General features: G+C 44.4%; 20 protein-coding genes. 19 read left to right on the top strand and 1 reads right to left on the bottom strand.

What is annotated here, in order from left to right; genetic code table 11:
- Positions 1-63: 63 nt before the first annotated feature.
- Positions 64-1,485 carry a chromosomal replication initiator protein DnaA gene (gene dnaA, locus M4S28_RS01360; protein WP_017077294.1) on the bottom strand — a complete coding sequence of 474 codons (1,422 nt, stop codon included), beginning with the start codon at positions 1,483-1,485 and terminating at the stop codon, positions 64-66.
- Between the two features lie 309 nt (positions 1,486-1,794).
- Here dnaA and M4S28_RS01355 point away from each other — a divergent pair, with 309 nt between their 5' ends.
- The 19 genes from M4S28_RS01355 to atpA all read left to right on the top strand — a co-directional run bounded on the left by M4S28_RS01355 (position 1,795) and on the right by atpA (position 17,643).
- Positions 1,795-2,544 (top strand): amino acid ABC transporter substrate-binding protein, encoded by a 750-nt coding sequence (locus M4S28_RS01355; RefSeq protein WP_026012349.1) that lies wholly within the window; start codon positions 1,795-1,797, stop codon positions 2,542-2,544.
- 129 nt (positions 2,545-2,673) lie between these two features.
- On the top strand, positions 2,674-3,345 hold the full coding sequence (locus M4S28_RS01350; RefSeq protein WP_004735796.1) for an amino acid ABC transporter permease: 672 nt from the start codon (positions 2,674-2,676) through the stop codon (positions 3,343-3,345).
- Positions 3,342-4,079: an amino acid ABC transporter ATP-binding protein gene (locus M4S28_RS01345; protein WP_249632170.1), complete on the top strand. Its 738-nt coding sequence runs from the start codon at positions 3,342-3,344 to the stop codon at positions 4,077-4,079. The genes M4S28_RS01350 and M4S28_RS01345 overlap by 4 nt, the downstream gene beginning before the upstream one ends.
- Positions 4,080-4,285: 206 nt before the next feature.
- Positions 4,286-4,420 carry a 50S ribosomal protein L34 gene (gene rpmH / locus M4S28_RS01340; RefSeq protein WP_004735800.1) on the top strand — a complete coding sequence of 45 codons (135 nt, stop codon included), beginning with the start codon at positions 4,286-4,288 and terminating at the stop codon, positions 4,418-4,420.
- A 45-nt stretch (positions 4,421-4,465) separates the two neighbouring features.
- On the top strand, positions 4,466-4,789 hold the full coding sequence (gene rnpA, locus M4S28_RS01335) for a ribonuclease P protein component (RefSeq protein WP_017055478.1): 324 nt from the start codon (positions 4,466-4,468) through the stop codon (positions 4,787-4,789).
- Positions 4,756-5,013: a membrane protein insertion efficiency factor YidD gene (yidD, locus tag M4S28_RS01330; protein WP_004735802.1), complete on the top strand. Its 258-nt coding sequence runs from the start codon at positions 4,756-4,758 to the stop codon at positions 5,011-5,013. The genes rnpA and yidD overlap by 34 nt, the downstream gene beginning before the upstream one ends.
- 2 nt (positions 5,014-5,015) lie before the next feature.
- Positions 5,016-6,638 (top strand): membrane protein insertase YidC, encoded by a 1,623-nt coding sequence (gene yidC, locus M4S28_RS01325; RefSeq protein ID WP_004735803.1) that lies wholly within the window; start codon positions 5,016-5,018, stop codon positions 6,636-6,638.
- Positions 6,639-6,768: 130 nt separating this feature from the next.
- Complete coding sequence (gene mnmE / locus M4S28_RS01320) at positions 6,769-8,130, top strand: tRNA uridine-5-carboxymethylaminomethyl(34) synthesis GTPase MnmE (protein WP_004735804.1); 1,362 nt, start codon at positions 6,769-6,771, stop codon at positions 8,128-8,130.
- 48 nt (positions 8,131-8,178) lie between these two features.
- On the top strand, positions 8,179-8,613 hold the full coding sequence (mioC, locus tag M4S28_RS01315) for an FMN-binding protein MioC (protein WP_017077298.1): 435 nt from the start codon (positions 8,179-8,181) through the stop codon (positions 8,611-8,613).
- A gap of 482 nt (positions 8,614-9,095) precedes the next feature.
- The gene (gene mnmG, locus M4S28_RS01310; RefSeq protein ID WP_054548321.1) at positions 9,096-10,991 is read left to right on the top strand and encodes a tRNA uridine-5-carboxymethylaminomethyl(34) synthesis enzyme MnmG; all 1,896 of its coding nucleotides are present in this window, start codon (positions 9,096-9,098) and stop codon (positions 10,989-10,991) included.
- Positions 10,991-11,623: a 16S rRNA (guanine(527)-N(7))-methyltransferase RsmG gene (rsmG, locus tag M4S28_RS01305; protein WP_017058801.1), complete on the top strand. Its 633-nt coding sequence runs from the start codon at positions 10,991-10,993 to the stop codon at positions 11,621-11,623. Before mnmG ends, rsmG begins: the two co-directional genes overlap by 1 nt.
- Positions 11,624-11,637: 14 nt before the next feature.
- Positions 11,638-12,411 carry a ParA family protein gene (locus M4S28_RS01300; protein WP_017077301.1) on the top strand — a complete coding sequence of 258 codons (774 nt, stop codon included), beginning with the start codon at positions 11,638-11,640 and terminating at the stop codon, positions 12,409-12,411.
- Positions 12,412-12,434: 23 nt separating this feature from the next.
- Positions 12,435-13,316, top strand: a complete 882-nt coding sequence (locus M4S28_RS01295; protein ID WP_249632169.1) for a ParB/RepB/Spo0J family partition protein — start codon at positions 12,435-12,437, stop codon at positions 13,314-13,316.
- Positions 13,317-13,507: 191 nt separating this feature from the next.
- The gene (locus M4S28_RS01290; protein WP_004735732.1) at positions 13,508-13,897 is read left to right on the top strand and encodes a F0F1 ATP synthase subunit I; all 390 of its coding nucleotides are present in this window, start codon (positions 13,508-13,510) and stop codon (positions 13,895-13,897) included.
- 8 nt (positions 13,898-13,905) lie between these two features.
- Complete coding sequence (atpB, locus tag M4S28_RS01285; protein WP_004735733.1) at positions 13,906-14,703, top strand: F0F1 ATP synthase subunit A; 798 nt, start codon at positions 13,906-13,908, stop codon at positions 14,701-14,703.
- 49 nt (positions 14,704-14,752) lie between these two features.
- The gene (gene atpE / locus M4S28_RS01280; protein WP_004735734.1) at positions 14,753-15,010 is read left to right on the top strand and encodes a F0F1 ATP synthase subunit C; all 258 of its coding nucleotides are present in this window, start codon (positions 14,753-14,755) and stop codon (positions 15,008-15,010) included.
- Positions 15,011-15,068: 58 nt separating this feature from the next.
- Positions 15,069-15,539, top strand: a complete 471-nt coding sequence (atpF, locus tag M4S28_RS01275; RefSeq protein WP_017077303.1) for a F0F1 ATP synthase subunit B — start codon at positions 15,069-15,071, stop codon at positions 15,537-15,539.
- A gap of 15 nt (positions 15,540-15,554) precedes the next feature.
- Positions 15,555-16,088, top strand: a complete 534-nt coding sequence (gene atpH, locus M4S28_RS01270; RefSeq protein WP_004735736.1) for a F0F1 ATP synthase subunit delta — start codon at positions 15,555-15,557, stop codon at positions 16,086-16,088.
- A 13-nt stretch (positions 16,089-16,101) separates the two neighbouring features.
- Positions 16,102-17,643, top strand: a complete 1,542-nt coding sequence (gene atpA, locus M4S28_RS01265; RefSeq protein ID WP_004735737.1) for a F0F1 ATP synthase subunit alpha — start codon at positions 16,102-16,104, stop codon at positions 17,641-17,643.
- Positions 17,644-17,690 lie beyond the last annotated feature (47 nt).

The following is a 17,690-nucleotide window of genomic DNA, read 5'->3' as shown; positions in this document are numbered from 1 at the left end:
GTGGCCAAGATTCTGCTTATTAAGGTTAAGAATACTGTGTATTAAGGTTAAGAATACTGTGTATTAAGAAGAAAGGGTACGAATCAAGTTCGAATAATCTTCTTTAATGTCGTGGCTCTCTTCACGCAGCTGAGCAATCTTACGACAAGCGTGCAGCACAGTCGTGTGGTCACGGCCACCGAATGCATCACCAATCTCAGGCAAGCTGTGGTTAGTCAGCTCTTTAGCCAGTGCCATCGCCAATTGGCGCGGACGAGCAACAGAACGAGAACGACGTTTAGATAATAGATCAGCGACTTTGATTTTGTAGTATTCAGCGACTGTCTTTTGAATGTTATCAATGGTGACCAGTTTTTCTTGCAGGGCAAGTAAGTCACGCAGTGCCTCACGCACGAAATCGATCGTGATCGGACGGCCAGTGAAGTTTGCATTCGCAATAACACGGTTCAATGCGCCTTCTAGCTCACGAACGTTAGAGCGTAAACGCTTCGCAATAAAGAACGCCACTTCATCCGCAAGATGAATTTGGTGGTCTTCTGCTTTCTTCATCAAGATCGCCACACGAGTCTCAAGCTCAGGTGGCTCAATCGCAACCGTCAAACCCCAACCGAAGCGGGATTTAAGACGATCCTCTACCCCGTTGATCTCTTTTGGATAACGGTCAGACGTTAGGATGATCTGTTGATTGCCTTCAAGCAGCGCATTAAAGGTATGGAAGAACTCTTCTTGAGAGCGCTCTTTGTTAGCAAAAAATTGGATATCATCGATAAGCAATGCATCAACACTACGGTAGTAGCGCTTAAATTCTTCAATCGCATTGTTTTGGAGCGCTTTCACCATGTCTTGAACAAAGCGCTCTGAGTGCATGTAAACCACTTTAGCATTCGGCTTATTATCAACAATGGCGTTACCCACCGCATGCAACAAGTGCGTTTTACCTAAACCAGTACCGCCATACAAAAACAACGGGTTGTAAGCGGTTCCTGGGTTATCAGAAACCTGACGTGCCGCAGCCAAACCCAGTTGGTTCGACTTACCTTCAACAAAGTTATTGAACTTATGTTTTGGGTTCACGTTTGAACGGTGATTAAGGTCAACCGCTACAGGTTCTTCATCACGCCAGATATTGTGTACTGGTTTACGTGCTTGTAGCTGCGCAGGTGCTGACGACTCAGCAGCTACATCAGCAGCAGTACGAGTACGAGCAGGGGCGATAGACTCAGACCTTGGAGCAATGACTCGTTTACTTCCAATCTCAAAATGAAGATGCGGGATATCATTACCACAATATTCTTGTAGCAAACGGTTAATGCTATTTAGGTACTTATCGCGCACCCAATCGAGTACAAATCGGTTTGGTGCAAATAGAGTTAGAGTATTACCATTGAGCTCCGCTTGTAACGGACGTACCCACATACTGAATTCTGTAGCTGGTAACTCTTCTTGAAGCTGTTGCAAGCATTGCAACCAAAGCGAAGATGACACGGTGCCCCACTCTATTTAAGTTATATGAAATGACCGCTAATTTTACCTGTTGATAAGTCAGATCACCAGCAATTGATCACAGATCCAGTGAATAAGATCCAAGTTATTCACAATAAATAGTGCAAAATTGGATGGATCCACACATCTTGCCCCTACTTTACTCACACAACGATCCACTTATGCCCGGATCCTTGCTAGTTATCCCCAAGTCGAGAATGCAATCTGGTTATGGTTAATAACATCTGGTTATTTATTCTATTGAGCAATTTCCCAGTAACATCCAACCCTATAAATATAAGGAGTTACCAAATGAATAACTGGATTAAGGCTGCAATTGCGGCTATCGCACTCTCTGCTGCTACTGTTCAAGCCGCGACTGAAGTTAAAGTCGGCATGTCTGGTCGCTACTTCCCATTTACGTTCGTTAAACAAGACCAACTACAAGGTTTTGAAGTGGATTTATGGGATGAGATCGGTAAACGTAACGATTACAAGGTTGAATACGTAACGGCAAACTTCTCTGGTCTGTTTGGTCTTCTTGAAACGGGTCGAATCGATACCATTTCAAACCAAATTACAATAACGGATGCACGTAAAGCGAAATACCTATTCGCAGACCCTTACGTAGTAGACGGCGCACAAATTACCGTTCGTAAAGGTAATGACAGCATTAAAGGCATCGAAGACCTAGATGGTAAGACGGTTGCGGTAAACCTTGGCTCAAACTTTGAACAACTGCTGCGCAGCTACGACAAAGATGGCAAAATCAATGTCAAAACCTACGATACCGGTATTGAGCATGATGTCGCTCTTGGTCGTGCCGACGCGTTCGTAATGGATCGCCTATCAGCACTAGAGCTTATCAAGAAGACTGGTCTACCATTACAGCTAGCAGGACAACCATTCGAGACAATCGAAAATGCTTGGCCTTTCGTTAACAACGACAACGGTCAAAAACTGCAAGCAGAAGTAAACGAAGCATTAGCAGCAATGCGCGCAGATGGTACGCTAGAAAGTATCTCTCAGAAATGGTTTGGTGCGGACATTACTCAGAAGTAACGACTCACTTTCCCATTTGAGGCCCACTGCTTTACACAGCGGTGGGCTTTTTGCTTTTGTGCACTGATTAAAAAGCCTGATATAACAGTATTTCCAAACAATACTTCCAATAAAAATATGAGATAGATTATGGGATTTGACTTTAATTACATGCTAGGTCTGTTGCCAATACTGCTGAAGTATTTAGGCACCACTATGGAGATGGCAATCTGGGGCTTATTTTTCGCCCTAATTCTATCTTTGATACTGGCGAACATTCGTGTATTCAAAATCCCAGTACTCGACCAGCTTAGCCAGCTGTATATTAGCTTCTTCCGAGGCACGCCACTGCTGGTGCAACTGTTCCTTCTATACTATGGCCTACCACAAGTGTTTCCGTGGATGGTTGGACTTGATGCGTTTGGCGCCGCGGTTATCGGCTTAACCTTACACTTTGCTGCTTACATGGCTGAAAGTATTCGTGCCGCGATTATCGGTATCGATCGTAGTCAAATGGAAGCAAGCCTGTCAGTCGGTATGACAACCAGCCAAGCCATGCGTCGAGTGATCTTGCCGCAAGCGACACGTGTGGCACTGCCTTCTTTGATGAACTATTTCATCGACATGATTAAGTCGACTTCACTTGCATTCACCCTAGGTGTAGCCGAAATCATGGCTAAAGCTCAGATGGAAGCTTCTTCAAGTTTCCGCTTCTTCGAAGCTTTTTTAGCAGTCGCGCTGATTTACTGGGGCGTGGTGGTTATCCTCACTCGTATTCAAATTTGGGCCGAAGTGAAACTGAATAAGGCGTATGTACGATGATCAAATTACAAAATATCCACAAGCAGTTTGGTGACACCGAAGTATTGAAAGGGATCGACCTCGAAATCAAGCAAGGTGAGATAATTGTCATCATAGGTTCAAGTGGTACGGGTAAGTCTACCCTGCTGCGTTGTGTGAATTTTCTAGAGCAAGCCGATCAAGGTACGATTTCGATTGATGATATCAAGGTTGATACTCAGAAATACACTAAAGCAGAGGTGCTTGCACTGCGCCGTAAGACCGGTTTTGTGTTCCAAAACTATGCACTGTTCGCTCACCAAACAGCAAGGCAGAATATTGCGGAAGGTTTGATTACCGTTCGTGGTTGGAAAAAGCAGCAAGCTCATGAAAAAGCACAACAAATACTCGATGATATTGGCCTAGGAGAGAAAACAGATAGCTATCCAGCAGCGCTCTCTGGTGGCCAGCAGCAACGTGTTGGTATTGGCCGTGCGATGGCTCTACAACCAGAGCTTTTATTGTTTGATGAGCCTACTTCAGCGCTCGATCCTGAGTGGGTTGGCGAAGTGCTTAACTTAATGAAAAAACTGGCAAATCAGCATCAAACCATGCTGGTGGTTACCCATGAAATGCAGTTCGCTAGAGAGGTCGCAGACCGAGTGATCTTCATGGCTGATGGTCACATTGTCGAACAGGGATCTCCACAGGATATTTTTGGTAATCCACAGGATCCTAAATTAAAGAAATTCTTAAATAAGGTCGGGATCGAATAAGGATCCTTGTGATTTGAGTTATTCTACGTATAATCCCCCGACCGGAATTTTAGTTAACCCAATCATTGACACTTTTTGTGACAGTGATTACAATTCCGCCTCTTTGTTGAGAGGCGTCGGTTTTCCTTTCTTATATAAAGAAGAGAAAAAATGCCCACGCCGGGTTTAACAAAAACCTAAAACTACTGATCAGTAAGGTAATTACAATGAAACGCACTTTTCAACCTACAGTTCTAAAGCGTAAGCGTACTCACGGTTTCCGTGCTCGCATGGCTACTAAGAACGGTCGCGCAACAATCAATGCACGTCGTGCAAAAGGCCGTAAGCGTCTTTCTAAGTAATCTTTGATTATTTTGAATAAGCTAGCCTTCGGTCGGGAGTTACGCTTGTTAACTCCCGAACATTATCAGAATGTCTTCAAGCAAGCTCATCGAGCAGGCTCCCCTCATTTCACCATCATTGCCCGAAATAACTCTCTTTCAAATCCTCGCCTTGGATTAGCTGTTCCGAAAAAGCAGATTAAAACCGCCGTGGGTCGTAACCGATTCAAGCGTCTTACTCGTGAAAGCTTTCGTAACACTCAACACAAACTTCCTAACAAAGATTTTGTTGTAATCGCTAAGAAGAGCGCGCAAGATTTAAGCAATGAAGAAATGTTCAAGCTACTCGACAAATTATGGCTTCGCCTGTCTCGCCCTTCGCGTGGATAGCGCTAATACCCATCTATTTTTATAGATGGTTTATTAGTCCACTCATCGGCCCACGCTGCCGATTTACTCCAACCTGCTCTTTATATGCGATAGAAGCGTTGAAAGCTCACGGTTTTGTAAAAGGGTGTTGGTTATCAGGCAAACGTCTATTAAAATGCCATCCTTTGAACGAAGGGGGCTTTGACCCCGTTCCACCAGTCCAAAAACAAGACAGAGATAAATAACGATGGATTCTCAACGTAATATCCTGTTAATCGCATTGGCTTTGGTTTCTTTCCTACTGTTCCAACAATGGAACGTAGCTCAGAACCCAGCTCCACAGGCGATTGAGCAGGCACAATCTGGCAGCACCCTACCAGCGCCATCTTATGCAGATGACTTAGACCCAGCTCCGGGCCAACAAGTCGCTTCTGCAAAAACTATCACAGTAACAACTGATGTACTGACTCTGTCAATTGATACGGTTGGTGGTGATGTCGTTCAAGCAAACCTAAATGATTACTCTGCTGAGTTTGATTCTGAAGATACATTTGTTCTTCTTAAGAACGAACCTGGTCACCAATTTATCGCACAAAGCGGTCTAGTTGGCCCTCAAGGTATCGATTTAAGCAGCACTAACCGCCCTAGCTACACGGTTTCAGCAGACAGCTTCACGCTTGCTGATGGTCAGGATGAACTACGCATCCCGATGACTTACCAAGCGAACGGCCTTGATTACACGAAAACATTCGTCCTTAAGCGTGGCAGCTACGCAATGGATGTTGAATACGATGTAGTCAACAACTCTGGTACTAACGCGACATTCGGCATGTACGCTCACCTACGTCAAAACGTTATGGATGACGGCGGTAGCTTAACAATGCCAACTTACCGTGGTGGTGCTTACTCTACGGAAGATACGCGTTACAAAAAATACAGCTTCGACGACATGCAAGATCGCAACCTGTCTCTTAACCTAGCCAATGGTCAAGGTTGGGCAGCGATGATTCAGCACTACTTTGCAAGTGCTTGGATCCCACGCGACGAAGCAGGCAGCAACCTTTACACTCGTGTCATTGGTAACCTTGGCGACATTGGTGTTCGCATGCCGAACAAAACCATCGCTACTGGCGACGAAGCAAGCTTTAAAGCAACGCTTTGGGTTGGTCCTAAACTTCAAGACCAAATGGCTGCTGTTGCACCGAACCTAGACCTAGTAGTTGACTACGGTTGGTTATGGTTCATTGCTAAACCACTTCATACTCTGCTTTCGTTCATTCAAGGCATCGTTGTGAACTGGGGTCTGGCAATCATCTGTCTAACGTTTATCGTTCGTGGTGCTATGTACCCACTAACGAAAGCTCAGTACACGTCTATGGCGAAAATGCGTATGCTTCAGCCTAAGCTGACTGCAATGCGTGAGCGTATTGGCGACGATCGTCAACGCATGAGCCAAGAAATGATGGAGCTGTACAAGAAAGAGAAAGTAAACCCACTTGGTGGCTGTTTACCTATCATCTTGCAAATGCCTATCTTCATTTCGCTATACTGGGCACTAATGGAGTCTGTTGAACTGCGTCACTCACCGTTCTTCGGTTGGATTACTGACCTTTCAGCACAAGACCCATACTACATCTTGCCACTTCTGATGGGTGCTTCAATGTTCCTAATCCAGAAGATGAGCCCGACAACTGTAACGGATCCAATGCAGCAGAAGATCATGACCTTTATGCCGGTTATGTTTACATTCTTCTTCCTGTTCTTCCCTTCAGGTCTGGTTCTTTACTGGCTAGTATCGAACATCGTAACTCTGATTCAGCAAACGCTTATCTACCGCGCGCTGGAAAAGAAAGGCTTACATTCTAAGTAAGTTCGATAATAGAAAGAGATAAAGAAAGGCGACCAAAAGGTCGCCTTTTTGTTTTTAGCTGATTACAATTCAGCTAATTGATTAATCGTGAACGCCCCTTTTTGGCTCTCACATGCTAGCAGGCACAACTATGACTACAGATACGATTGTTGCTCAAGCGACCGCGCCCGGCCGTGGTGGCGTCGGTATTATCCGCGTTTCCGGCCCATTGGCGACTCAGGTTGCCCTAGAAGTAACAGGAAAAACACTCAAGCCTCGCTACGCTGAGTACCTACCGTTTAAATCTGACGATGGCATCGAACTCGACCAAGGCATCGCGCTTTACTTCCCTAACCCGCACTCGTTTACCGGCGAAGACGTATTAGAGTTGCAAGGCCACGGCGGCCCAGTGGTTATGGATATGCTAATCAAACGCATCCTAGCCATTTCAGGCGTGCGTGCAGCGCGTCCAGGTGAGTTTTCAGAACGTGCCTTCTTGAACGATAAGATGGATTTAACTCAAGCCGAAGCGATTGCTGACTTAATTGATGCCAGCTCAGAAGAAGCGGCTAAATCGGCGCTTCAATCGCTACAAGGCGAATTCTCTAAACGCATTAATACGCTTGTAGATTCTCTTATTTACTTAAGAATATACGTTGAGGCAGCGATCGATTTTCCAGAAGAAGAAATTGATTTTCTTGCTGACGGTAAAGTCAGTACTGACTTACAGGCTATCATCGATAACCTCGAAGCTGTACGCCAAGAAGCGAATCAAGGTGCCATCATGCGTGAAGGCATGAAGGTCGTGATTGCAGGTCGCCCAAATGCCGGTAAATCGAGCCTATTGAATGCGCTGTCTGGCAAAGAATCTGCGATTGTGACCGATATTGCCGGCACCACACGTGATGTATTGCGTGAACATATCCATATTGACGGTATGCCACTGCACATTATCGATACCGCAGGCCTGCGTGATGCCTCTGATGAAGTAGAAAAAATCGGTATTGAACGCGCTTGGGAAGAAATAGCTCAGGCAGACCGAGTTTTATTTATGGTTGATGGCACGACAACAGACGCAACAGACCCGAAAGATATCTGGCCAGATTTCGTTGATCGTTTACCAGACAACATCGGAATGACGGTAATTCGTAATAAAGCGGATCAAACCAGTGAAGAGTTAGGCATTTGTCATGTTAACGATCCAACCCTGATTCGCTTATCAGCAAAAACAGGCCAAGGTGTCGACGCTCTGCGTAGCCATCTCAAGGATTGCATGGGCTTTGCTGGTGGTCATGAAGGTGGCTTTATGGCGCGCCGCCGCCACTTGGATGCACTAGAACGCGCATCGGAACACCTTGATATTGGGCAACAGCAGCTTGAAGGCTACATGGCCGGAGAGATATTAGCGGAAGAGCTTCGTATCACCCAACAGCACCTCAATGAGATCACTGGCGAGTTCAGTTCCGATGATCTTTTAGGTCGAATCTTCTCTTCATTCTGTATCGGTAAATAACCATAAAGGCTGGCTTACGCTGGCCTTTTCTTTTGTAAGGACAGCTTAATGATCCACATTATTACAGGCAGCACCTTAGGTGGCGCTGAATACGTTGGCGATCACCTTAACGATCTTCTAGAGGCTCAAGGGCACGAGATAGAACTTCATAATCAGCCTGAATACAATAATATTCCTCAGCAAGGTACTTGGTTAGTAGTGACATCAACACATGGAGCGGGTGATTTTCCCGATAATATCCAACCGTTGATCAACGCATTGACCCAAGAGTCTCCAGATTTAAGTGCTCTTCGTTATGCTGTTATCGCACTTGGTGATTCAAGTTACGATACCTTCTGTTCTGCGGGAAAATCAGTCCACAGCCAACTGAAAAAACTCGGTGCACAGCCTATTTCAGACTGCTTTACCATCGATGTATTGGAAACCCCGGTACCTGAGGATGCAGCTGAAGAGTGGTTTAACGATCATAGCGACCAGTTCTAGTCCCTCAATTTCCCAAAAAAGCGGCTTATGCCGCTTTTTTTGTCTCTGAATATCGTGATTGTGAATAACTTTTTTGAAAAAAATTCGAAAATTAAAGCAAAAATCTCAATTTTCTCTGTGGATAAGATCATACATATACGGTGATTAACCTATAGTTATCCAAATAACAACTTTCTAGCCAATTCTCCCCTGTGAATAAGTAGCCATTTTGATCCCAGCTAATCCTCATCATGATCAAAGTTAGATCACATACTTTGATCCAAAAAAGATCCATGATCTTGTTGATCATTTTTGACTTATCCACAGATACCCTCGATCCTAATAATAGATATAATAAAAGATCTCTATAAAGATCTTATCTATATTAATTAAAAACAGCTTTATCGAAAAATCCCAAAAACGTTTTCTCAAGCTATGAAAACAGGTAGAATATCGCTCCTTTTTATCAATCTAGAAAACGTTTGAATACCCGAGGTCGGTTCATGCTTTATCACGAAAAATTTGACGTCATCGTTGTTGGTGGTGGCCATGCAGGAACGGAAGCCGCACTCGCATCTGCACGTACTGGTCAAAGTACGTTACTACTCACTCATAATATCGATACGTTGGGACAAATGTCTTGCAACCCTGCTATTGGCGGGATCGGTAAGGGCCACTTGGTAAAAGAGGTCGATGCAATGGGTGGATTAATGGCGCAAGCTATTGATCATGCAGGTATTCAGTTCAGAACGTTAAACGCATCAAAAGGTCCTGCGGTACGTGCAACTCGTGCACAAGCTGACCGCGCGCTTTACAAAGCCTTTGTTCGAAATGTTCTTGAAAACACGCCAAACCTAACTCTGTTTCAACAATCGGTTGATGACTTGATCGTTGAACAGGATCAAGTGGTGGGTGTTGTTACACAGATGGGCCTTAAGTTCCGCGCTAACGCTGTGGTACTGACGGTCGGTACATTTCTAGGTGGAAAGATCCATATTGGTATGGAAAGTTCTTCAGGTGGTCGTGCTGGTGATCCACCATCGATCGCACTGGCTGACCGTCTTCGTGATCTTCCATTCCGAGTTGATCGCCTGAAAACGGGTACACCTCCTCGTATCGATGCACGTAGCGTTGATTTTTCAGAGTTAGAGGTGCAGCACGGTGATAACCCAACACCTGTATTCTCGTTCATGGGTAGCCGAGCTCAACAGCCTCGCCAAATTCCATGCTACATCACGCACACTAACGAAAATACGCATGACGTTATTCGCGCCAATCTCGATCGCAGCCCAATGTATGCGGGCGTGATTGAAGGTATTGGCCCGCGTTACTGTCCATCGATTGAAGACAAAGTGATGCGTTTTGCTGACAAGAACAGTCACCAGATTTTCATTGAACCTGAAGGTCTAACGACACATGAGCTATACCCGAATGGTATCTCGACAAGTCTGCCATTTGATGTTCAGGTAAAAATCGTTCACTCAATGAAAGGTTTTGAAAACGCTCATATCGTCCGCCCTGGCTATGCGATCGAGTATGATTTCTTTGATCCTCGTGACCTTAAGCTGACTTACGAAACTAAGTTTATTAAGGGGCTATTCTTTGCAGGTCAAATCAACGGTACCACTGGCTACGAAGAAGCGGCAGCACAAGGCTTAATGGCCGGTCTGAATGCAAGTTTGTTTACACAAGGCAAAGAAGGCTGGAGCCCGCGTCGTGACCAAGCTTACATGGGCGTTCTTATTGATGATCTATCGACGATGGGTACCAAAGAACCTTACCGTATGTTCACGTCTCGTGCGGAATACCGCTTGTTGCTTCGTGAAGACAACGCTGATATCCGCTTGACTGAGAAGTCGCGTGAACTTGGCTTGGTGGATGATGCTCGTTGGGCTCGATTCAACGAGAAAGTAGAAAATATGGAGAAGGAACGTCAACGTCTAAAAGAAACGTGGATTAATCCAAAGTCTGAAGATGTTGATCAACTGAACCAAATTCTAAAAACACCTATGTCTCGTGAAGCAAGCGGTGAAGATCTTCTTCGTCGCCCTGAAATGACTTATTCACAGCTAACGGCATTGGATCGTTTTGGCCCTGCATTGGAAGATCAACAAGCATCCGAGCAAGTTGAGATCCAAGTGAAGTACGATGGTTATATCCAGCGTCAACAAGACGAAATTGAAAAATCACTGCGTCATGAAAATACCAAATTGCCTGCTGATATCGATTACAGCAAGGTGAAAGGACTTTCTAACGAAGTGGTTCTTAAACTAACGACTGCTAAGCCTGACTCAATTGGTATTGCTTCTCGAATTTCAGGTATTACGCCTGCAGCAATCTCAATTCTGTTGGTTTATTTGAAAAAACACGGCCTGCTGAAAAAAGGTGAGGAAGCATAATGAGCGCATTACGCGAAAAACTGGATCACCTGATTGGCCAGACTGAACTTGAAGTATCTGAAAAGCAACGTGGCCAATTGGTTGGCTACGTTGAGTTACTGAACAAGTGGAACAAGGCTTACAACCTAACGTCAGTTCGTGACCCGCAAGAAATGATGGTGAAACATATCTTAGATAGCATCATTGTTAGCACTCACTTACAAGGCAAGCGCTTTATTGATGTAGGAACAGGCCCTGGTCTTCCTGGGATTCCGCTCTCAATCATGAATCCTGACTGCGAGTTTTACTTGCTCGATAGCCTAGGTAAGCGTATTCGTTTTATTAAACAAGTGATTCATGAATTGGGCATCGACAACGTGGTACCGGTTCAAAGTCGTGTTGAAGAATTTCAACCCGAAGAAAAGTTTGATGCCGTGCTCAGTCGCGCATTTGCGTCAATGACAGACATGGTAGAGTGGTGTCACCATTTACCTAAAGAGCAATCCGGTGTATTTTTGGCTCTTAAGGGACAACATCCTAGAGACGAAATCGACCTGTTACCTGAATGGTGTTCAGTGACAGACATTAAAGCTTTGCAAGTGCCAGAGCTTGATGGAGAGCGTCATCTAGTTACTTTATCGCGTCAGGGATAATCAGCGAGGCCATAGTGGGTAAAATCGTAGCAATTGCCAACCAGAAGGGCGGCGTAGGAAAAACAACAACTTGCATTAATTTGGCAGCATCAATGGCGGCAACAAAACGCAAGATATTGGTTGTTGACCTCGATCCTCAAGGTAATGCCACTATGGCGAGCGGTGTCGACAAGTATCAAGTTGAAGCAACTGCTTACGATTTGCTGGTTGAAGACACCCCATTTGATGAGGTAGTTTGCCGAAGTACATCTGGCAACTATGACCTCATCGCCGCAAACGGTGATGTTACTGCGGCAGAAATCAAGTTAATGGAAGTATTTGCTCGTGAAGTTCGTTTAAAAAACGCACTCGAATCCATTCGCGACAACTATGATTTCATCTTTATTGATTGCCCACCTTCATTAAACCTTCTTACAATCAACGCGATGGCTGCGGCCGATTCCGTATTGGTTCCTATGCAATGTGAATATTTTGCTTTGGAAGGTTTGACTGCGTTGATGGATACCATCAGTAAGCTGGCTGCAGTAGTAAACGAGAATCTGAAGATCGAAGGTCTTCTTCGTACAATGTATGATCCTCGTAACCGCTTATCGAATGAAGTCTCTGATCAACTCAAAAAACACTTCGGTAGCAAAGTTTACCGAACTGTGATCCCTCGAAATGTACGTTTGGCAGAAGCGCCGAGTCATGGCAAGCCAGCAATGTACTACGACAAGTATTCCGCAGGTGCTAAGGCATATCTTGCTCTTGCAGGCGAAATGTTGCGTCGTGAAGAAGTCCCAGTATAGGTCTAACCAAAGGAATTCGCTCAATGTCTAAGCGTGGTTTAGGAAAAGGGTTAGATGCATTACTTGCAACTAGCTCATTGGCTCGTGAAAAACAACAAGTTGCTTCTCATAGTCAGGCTTTGTCTGCAGAAGGCGAGTTCACAGAGATTGCTATCGGTAGTTTGAAGCCAGGCGTATATCAACCGCGTAAGGATATGGCGCCAGAAGCGCTAGAAGAGCTGGCCGCATCTATTCAATCTCAAGGTATTATCCAACCTATCGTCGTGCGTCCTTTAGCGTATGGTCAATATGAGATTATCGCTGGTGAGCGCCGTTGGAGAGCTGCGCGTCAAGCTGGCTTAAAACAGGTGCCGTGCTTGGTCAAGAAGGTTGAAGACAAAGCTGCGATTGCGATGGCATTGATTGAAAACATTCAGCGTGAAGACTTGAATGTTATCGAAGAAGCACAAGCGCTAGAGCGCTTACAGAACGAATTTGAGCTGACACATCAACAAGTCGCCGAAGTGATCGGTAAATCGAGAGCAACGGTTAGTAACTTATTACGTCTAAATCAGCTAGAAAATGAAGTAAAAGGTTTAGTTTCCAATAAACTACTGGAAATGGGTCATGCTCGAGCATTGCTTGCGCTTGAAGGTGATACCCAGATTGAAGCAGCAAACACTGCGGCAACAAAAAAAATGACCGTGCGTCAAACTGAGCAGCTTGTCAAAAAGTGCTTAAAACCCGACGTTGAACTAGAATCGAAGCCTGAAGACACAGAAGCTATCGAACTTTCACGAAGACTCACGGAAAAATTGCAAGCAAACGTTTCAGTTACTCGTTCTGTTAGCGGTAAGTCAAAAGTGACGATTACTATTGATGAGCCTCACAAATTAGAGCAACTTATTGCTAAACTAGAGTACTAAATGAGATAATTGATTTAGGTCAATTATGTAATAAACAAGCAATTGCGTACAAAAGTTGTCGGTTTGTATGCAAAAATGTAAATGATTGCTGCATTGTGATTGCAATCAATTTGGCTGAACGTATAATTTTCGCCAATTTCTCAGCACGCTTTGAAGCGAGTGGTAAAGTGGGCTTAAAGAGGAACGAATACATGGTAGCGGCGTTAGCAAGACCAGGACGAGTGCTTGCAAAGCAAATGTTATTGATCGAGCTTAGCGCGGTTATATTAGTGGCGATAGGGTTAGGTTTAGCTGTTAATCCTGATTGGGGTTTTGCTGCATTAATCGGTGGCGGTATTTTTGTCATCGCGAATGTAGTTTTTTGTGTGTGTGCTTTCCTATTTTGTGGAGCTCGTGCAACTAAGTTAGTTGCGGCGTCGTTCTATGCTGGCGAAGTGCTCAAAATCTTAATCACAGTTTTACTATTCTCTATTGTCTACATGTATATGCAGGTGGAATTAATTCCCCTCAAACTGACCTATTTACTGGTTCTAGGTATTAATATCTTTGCGCCAGTGCTTTTCATTAACAATAAAAAATAGGATGAGTTATGGCTGCGCCAACAGCATCCGGATACATTGAACACCATTTACAAAACCTTTCTTTAGCTAAGTTTGGTCTTGTAGAGGAAACAAGTTTCTGGAACGTACATATAGACAGTCTGTTTTTTTCTGTGCTGACAGGGGTGTTATTCCTTTGGGTTTTTCGCTCAGTCGCTAAGAAAGCAACAGTAGGTGTACCTGGTAAGCTTCAGTGTTTTGTTGAAATGGTAGTGGAATTCGTTGGCGACAACGTTAAAGAAACTTTCCATGGCCGCAATCCTCTGGTAGCTCCATTAGCACTGACTATATTCTGCTGGATTATCATAATGAACTTGATGGACTTAGTGCCTATCGATTTCTTACCGTATCCTGCAGAGCATTGGCTAGGTATCCCTTACTTGAAAGTGGTTCCTACAGCTGATGTAAATATAACAATGGCAATGGCTTTAGGTGTTTTTGCTCTGATGATCTACTACAGCATCAAAGTAAAAGGCTTAGGCGGATTTGCTAAAGAATTGGCACTGCATCCATTTAATCACCCAATCATGATTCCATTTAACTTGGTACTTGAGGTAATTTCGTTATTAGCGAAGCCACTATCTCTAGGTATGCGTTTATTTGGTAATATGTTTGCGGGTGAGGTGGTGTTTATTCTTATCGCGGCAATGCTACCGTGGTACTTACAATGGGTAGGTGCACTACCTTGGGCTATCTTCCATATCTTGGTTATTTTGATTCAAGCGTTTGTTTTCATGATGTTGACAATCGTTTACCTATCAATGGCCCATGAAGATAGTGATCACTAAAAAATTTTTAAGCTTTATTCTAACTATTAATGTTAATCGGAGAACGTAAATGGAAACTGTACTAAGTTTTTCAGCAATCGCTGTTGCTATCATTGTTGGTCTTTGTGCCGTAGGTACTGCAATTGGTTTTGCTATTCTTGGTGGTAAATTCCTAGAAGGCGCTGCGCGTCAACCTGAAATGGCTCCAATGCTACAAGTTAAGATGTTCATCATCGCTGGTCTACTGGATGCTGTTCCAATGATCGGTATCGTAATCGCACTACTATTCACGTTTGCTAACCCATTTGTAAGTCAGCTAGCAGGCTAATTAACTCTTAATAGTTAATTAAATTTTTGTAGTTGATTCTTAACGAGGAGTAGCTGTTGTGAATATGAACGCAACTCTGTTAGGTCAAGCAATTGCTTTTTCGCTGTTTGTTTGGTTCTGCATGAAATATGTATGGCCACCAATCATGCAAGCAATTGAAGAACGTCAGAAGAAAATTGCTGACGGTCTTGTAGCCGCTGAACGCGCTGCTAAAGACTTGAACCTGGCACAAGCCAACGCTTCTGAGCAAATGAAGGAAGCGAAGCGCACTGCAACTGAGGTTATTGATCAGGCAAACAAACGTAAAGCTCAAATTATTGATGAAGCTCGCGAAGAGGCTCAGGCAGAACGCCAGAAGATCTTAACGCAAGCTGAAGCTGAAATTGAAGCTGAACGCACACGTGCCCGTGATGACCTGCGCAAACAAGTCGCAACTCTGGCTATAGCTGGTGCTGAGAAAATCCTTGAGCGTACAATCGATAAAGATGTACACAATGATCTTCTTAACAACATTACTGCAAAACTTTAAAGCAAGGGGCTGTATATGTCTGATTTGACTACAATCGCACGCCCCTATGCTAAAGCAGCGTTTGACTTTGCGGTAGATAAAGGTGAGCTAGACCAATGGGGTCAAATGCTTACTTTTGCTGCCGAAGTGGCACAAAATGATGATGTTCATAATTTATTAAGCAGTTCAATGACTGCTGAAAAGTTAGCTGAAATATTCATTGTAATTTGTGGCGAACAATTTGATGAATTCGGCCAGAACTTAATTAAAGTGATGGCAGAGAATGGTCGTTTAATGGCCTTTCCTGATGTTTGTAAACAGTTCTTATTGCTTAAACAAGAGCACGAGAAAGAAATCGACGTTGATGTTACTTCAGCGGTTGAACTTTCTGAAGAACAGCGCACAAGCATCATCAGCAAATTGGAACTGCGCCTAGCGCGCAAAGTTCAGCTGAATTGCAGTATAGATGAGACTCTACTTAGTGGAGTTATTATTCGAGCCGGAGACCTAGTCATCGATAACTCAGCGCGCAGTCGTTTAGACCGCCTGAGCGATGCATTGCAGTCTTAATGGGGATTGGAGCATGCAACTTAATTCCACTGAAATTAGCGATCTAATTAAACAACGTATTGAATCTTTCGACGTTGTTAGTGAAGCTCGCAATGAAGGTACTATCGTTTCTGTAAGCGATGGCATCCTTAGCATCCACGGCCTAGCGGACGTGATGCAAGGTGAAATGATCGAACTACCGGGTGGCCGTTACGCGCTAGCACTAAACTTGAACCGTGATTCGGTTGGTGCTGTTGTAATGGGCCCGTATGCTGACCTACAGGAAGGCATGAAAGTTACAGGTACTGGTCGTATTCTTGAAGTACCAGTAGGTCCTGAAATGCTTGGTCGTGTTGTAAACACGCTAGGTGAGCCAATTGATGGTAAAGGTCCTATCGAAGCGAAACTAACTTCGCCTGTAGAAATTATCGCACCAGGTGTAATCGACCGTAAATCGGTAGATCAACCTGTTCAAACTGGTTACAAGTCAGTTGACTCAATGATCCCTATCGGTCGTGGTCAACGTGAACTAGTAATCGGTGACCGTCAGACTGGTAAAACAGCAATGGCGATCGATGCGATTATCAACCAGAAAGACTCTGGTATTTTCTCTATCTACGTAGCTATCGGCCAAAAAGCGTCGACTATTGCTAACGTAGTTCGCAAACTAGAAGAGCACGGCGCACTGGCTAACACTGTTGTTGTTGTTGCATCTGCTTCTGAATCTGCTGCGCTGCAATACCTTGCACCGTATGCTGGTTGTGCGATGGGGGAATACTTCCGTGATCGCGGCGAAGATGCACTGATTGTTTATGATGATCTATCTAAGCAAGCGGTAGCTTACCGTCAAATTTCACTACTACTTAAGCGTCCACCTGGCCGTGAAGCGTTCCCTGGTGATGTTTTCTACCTTCACTCTCGTCTACTAGAGCGTGCTGCTCGTGTAAGCGAAGCATACGTAGAAAAGTTCACTAACGGTGAAGTGACAGGCAAGACTGGTTCTTTAACTGCTCTTCCTATCATCGAAACGCAAGCTGGTGACGTATCTGCATTCGTACCAACGAACGTAATCTCGATTACTGATGGTCAGATCTTCCTACAAACTGAACTATTCAACGCGGGCGTACGTCCAGCTGTTGACCCTGGTATCTCAGTTTCTCGTGTAGGTGGTTCGGCGCAGACTAAAATCATCAAGAAGCTATCTGGCGGTATCCGTACTGCTCTAGCTCAATACCGTGAACTAGCAGCATTTGCACAGTTCTCATCGGATCTTGATGAAGCGACCAAAAAGCAACTAGACCACGGTCAAAAAGTTACAGAACTGATGAAGCAGAAACAATATGCTCCTATGTCTGTATTTGACCAAGCTCTAGTAATCTTCGCTGCAGAGCGTGGATACCTTCAAGACGTAGAACTGTCAAAAGTTCTAGATTTTGAAGCTGCTTTACTGTCGTTTGCTCGTGGTCAATACGCTGATCTAGCAACACAGATCGACGCAACGGGTGCTTTCAACAAAGAAATCGAAGCTGAGCTGAAGAAGCTTGTTGACGATTTCAAGGCAACCCAGACCTGGTAATTGGTAGGTGGTCTTAGGGCCACCTCATACCATTAACGGAGAGTAAC

It is taken from the genome of Vibrio sp. J383, from assembly GCF_023503985.1.
GTDB classification, from domain to species: domain Bacteria; phylum Pseudomonadota; class Gammaproteobacteria; order Enterobacterales; family Vibrionaceae; genus Vibrio; species Vibrio splendidus.
Note: the sequence above shows the minus strand (reverse complement) of the source record. Positions and strands in the feature narration are given on the sequence as shown.

Excerpts from the sequence above, each read along its gene's own strand:
- M4S28_RS01355 (WP_026012349.1), top strand. The coding sequence starts at position 1,795 with ATGAATAACTGGATTAAGGCTGCAATTGCGGCTATCGCACTCTCTGCT.
- M4S28_RS01350 (WP_004735796.1), top strand. The coding sequence starts at position 2,674 with ATGGGATTTGACTTTAATTACATGCTAGGTCTGTTGCCAATACTGCTG.
- M4S28_RS01345 (WP_249632170.1), top strand. The coding sequence starts at position 3,342 with ATGATCAAATTACAAAATATCCACAAGCAGTTTGGTGACACCGAAGTA.
- rpmH (WP_004735800.1), top strand. The coding sequence starts at position 4,286 with ATGAAACGCACTTTTCAACCTACAGTTCTAAAGCGTAAGCGTACTCAC.
- yidD (WP_004735802.1), top strand. The coding sequence starts at position 4,756 with ATGGCTTCGCCTGTCTCGCCCTTCGCGTGGATAGCGCTAATACCCATC.
- yidC (WP_004735803.1), top strand. The coding sequence starts at position 5,016 with ATGGATTCTCAACGTAATATCCTGTTAATCGCATTGGCTTTGGTTTCT.
- mnmE (WP_004735804.1), top strand. The coding sequence starts at position 6,769 with ATGACTACAGATACGATTGTTGCTCAAGCGACCGCGCCCGGCCGTGGT.
- mioC (WP_017077298.1), top strand. The coding sequence starts at position 8,179 with ATGATCCACATTATTACAGGCAGCACCTTAGGTGGCGCTGAATACGTT.
- mnmG (WP_054548321.1), top strand. The coding sequence starts at position 9,096 with ATGCTTTATCACGAAAAATTTGACGTCATCGTTGTTGGTGGTGGCCAT.
- rsmG (WP_017058801.1), top strand. The coding sequence starts at position 10,991 with ATGAGCGCATTACGCGAAAAACTGGATCACCTGATTGGCCAGACTGAA.
- M4S28_RS01295 (WP_249632169.1), top strand. The coding sequence starts at position 12,435 with ATGTCTAAGCGTGGTTTAGGAAAAGGGTTAGATGCATTACTTGCAACT.
- M4S28_RS01290 (WP_004735732.1), top strand. The coding sequence starts at position 13,508 with ATGGTAGCGGCGTTAGCAAGACCAGGACGAGTGCTTGCAAAGCAAATG.
- atpB (WP_004735733.1), top strand. The coding sequence starts at position 13,906 with ATGGCTGCGCCAACAGCATCCGGATACATTGAACACCATTTACAAAAC.
- atpE (WP_004735734.1), top strand. The coding sequence starts at position 14,753 with ATGGAAACTGTACTAAGTTTTTCAGCAATCGCTGTTGCTATCATTGTT.
- atpH (WP_004735736.1), top strand. The coding sequence starts at position 15,555 with ATGTCTGATTTGACTACAATCGCACGCCCCTATGCTAAAGCAGCGTTT.
- atpA (WP_004735737.1), top strand. The coding sequence starts at position 16,102 with ATGCAACTTAATTCCACTGAAATTAGCGATCTAATTAAACAACGTATT.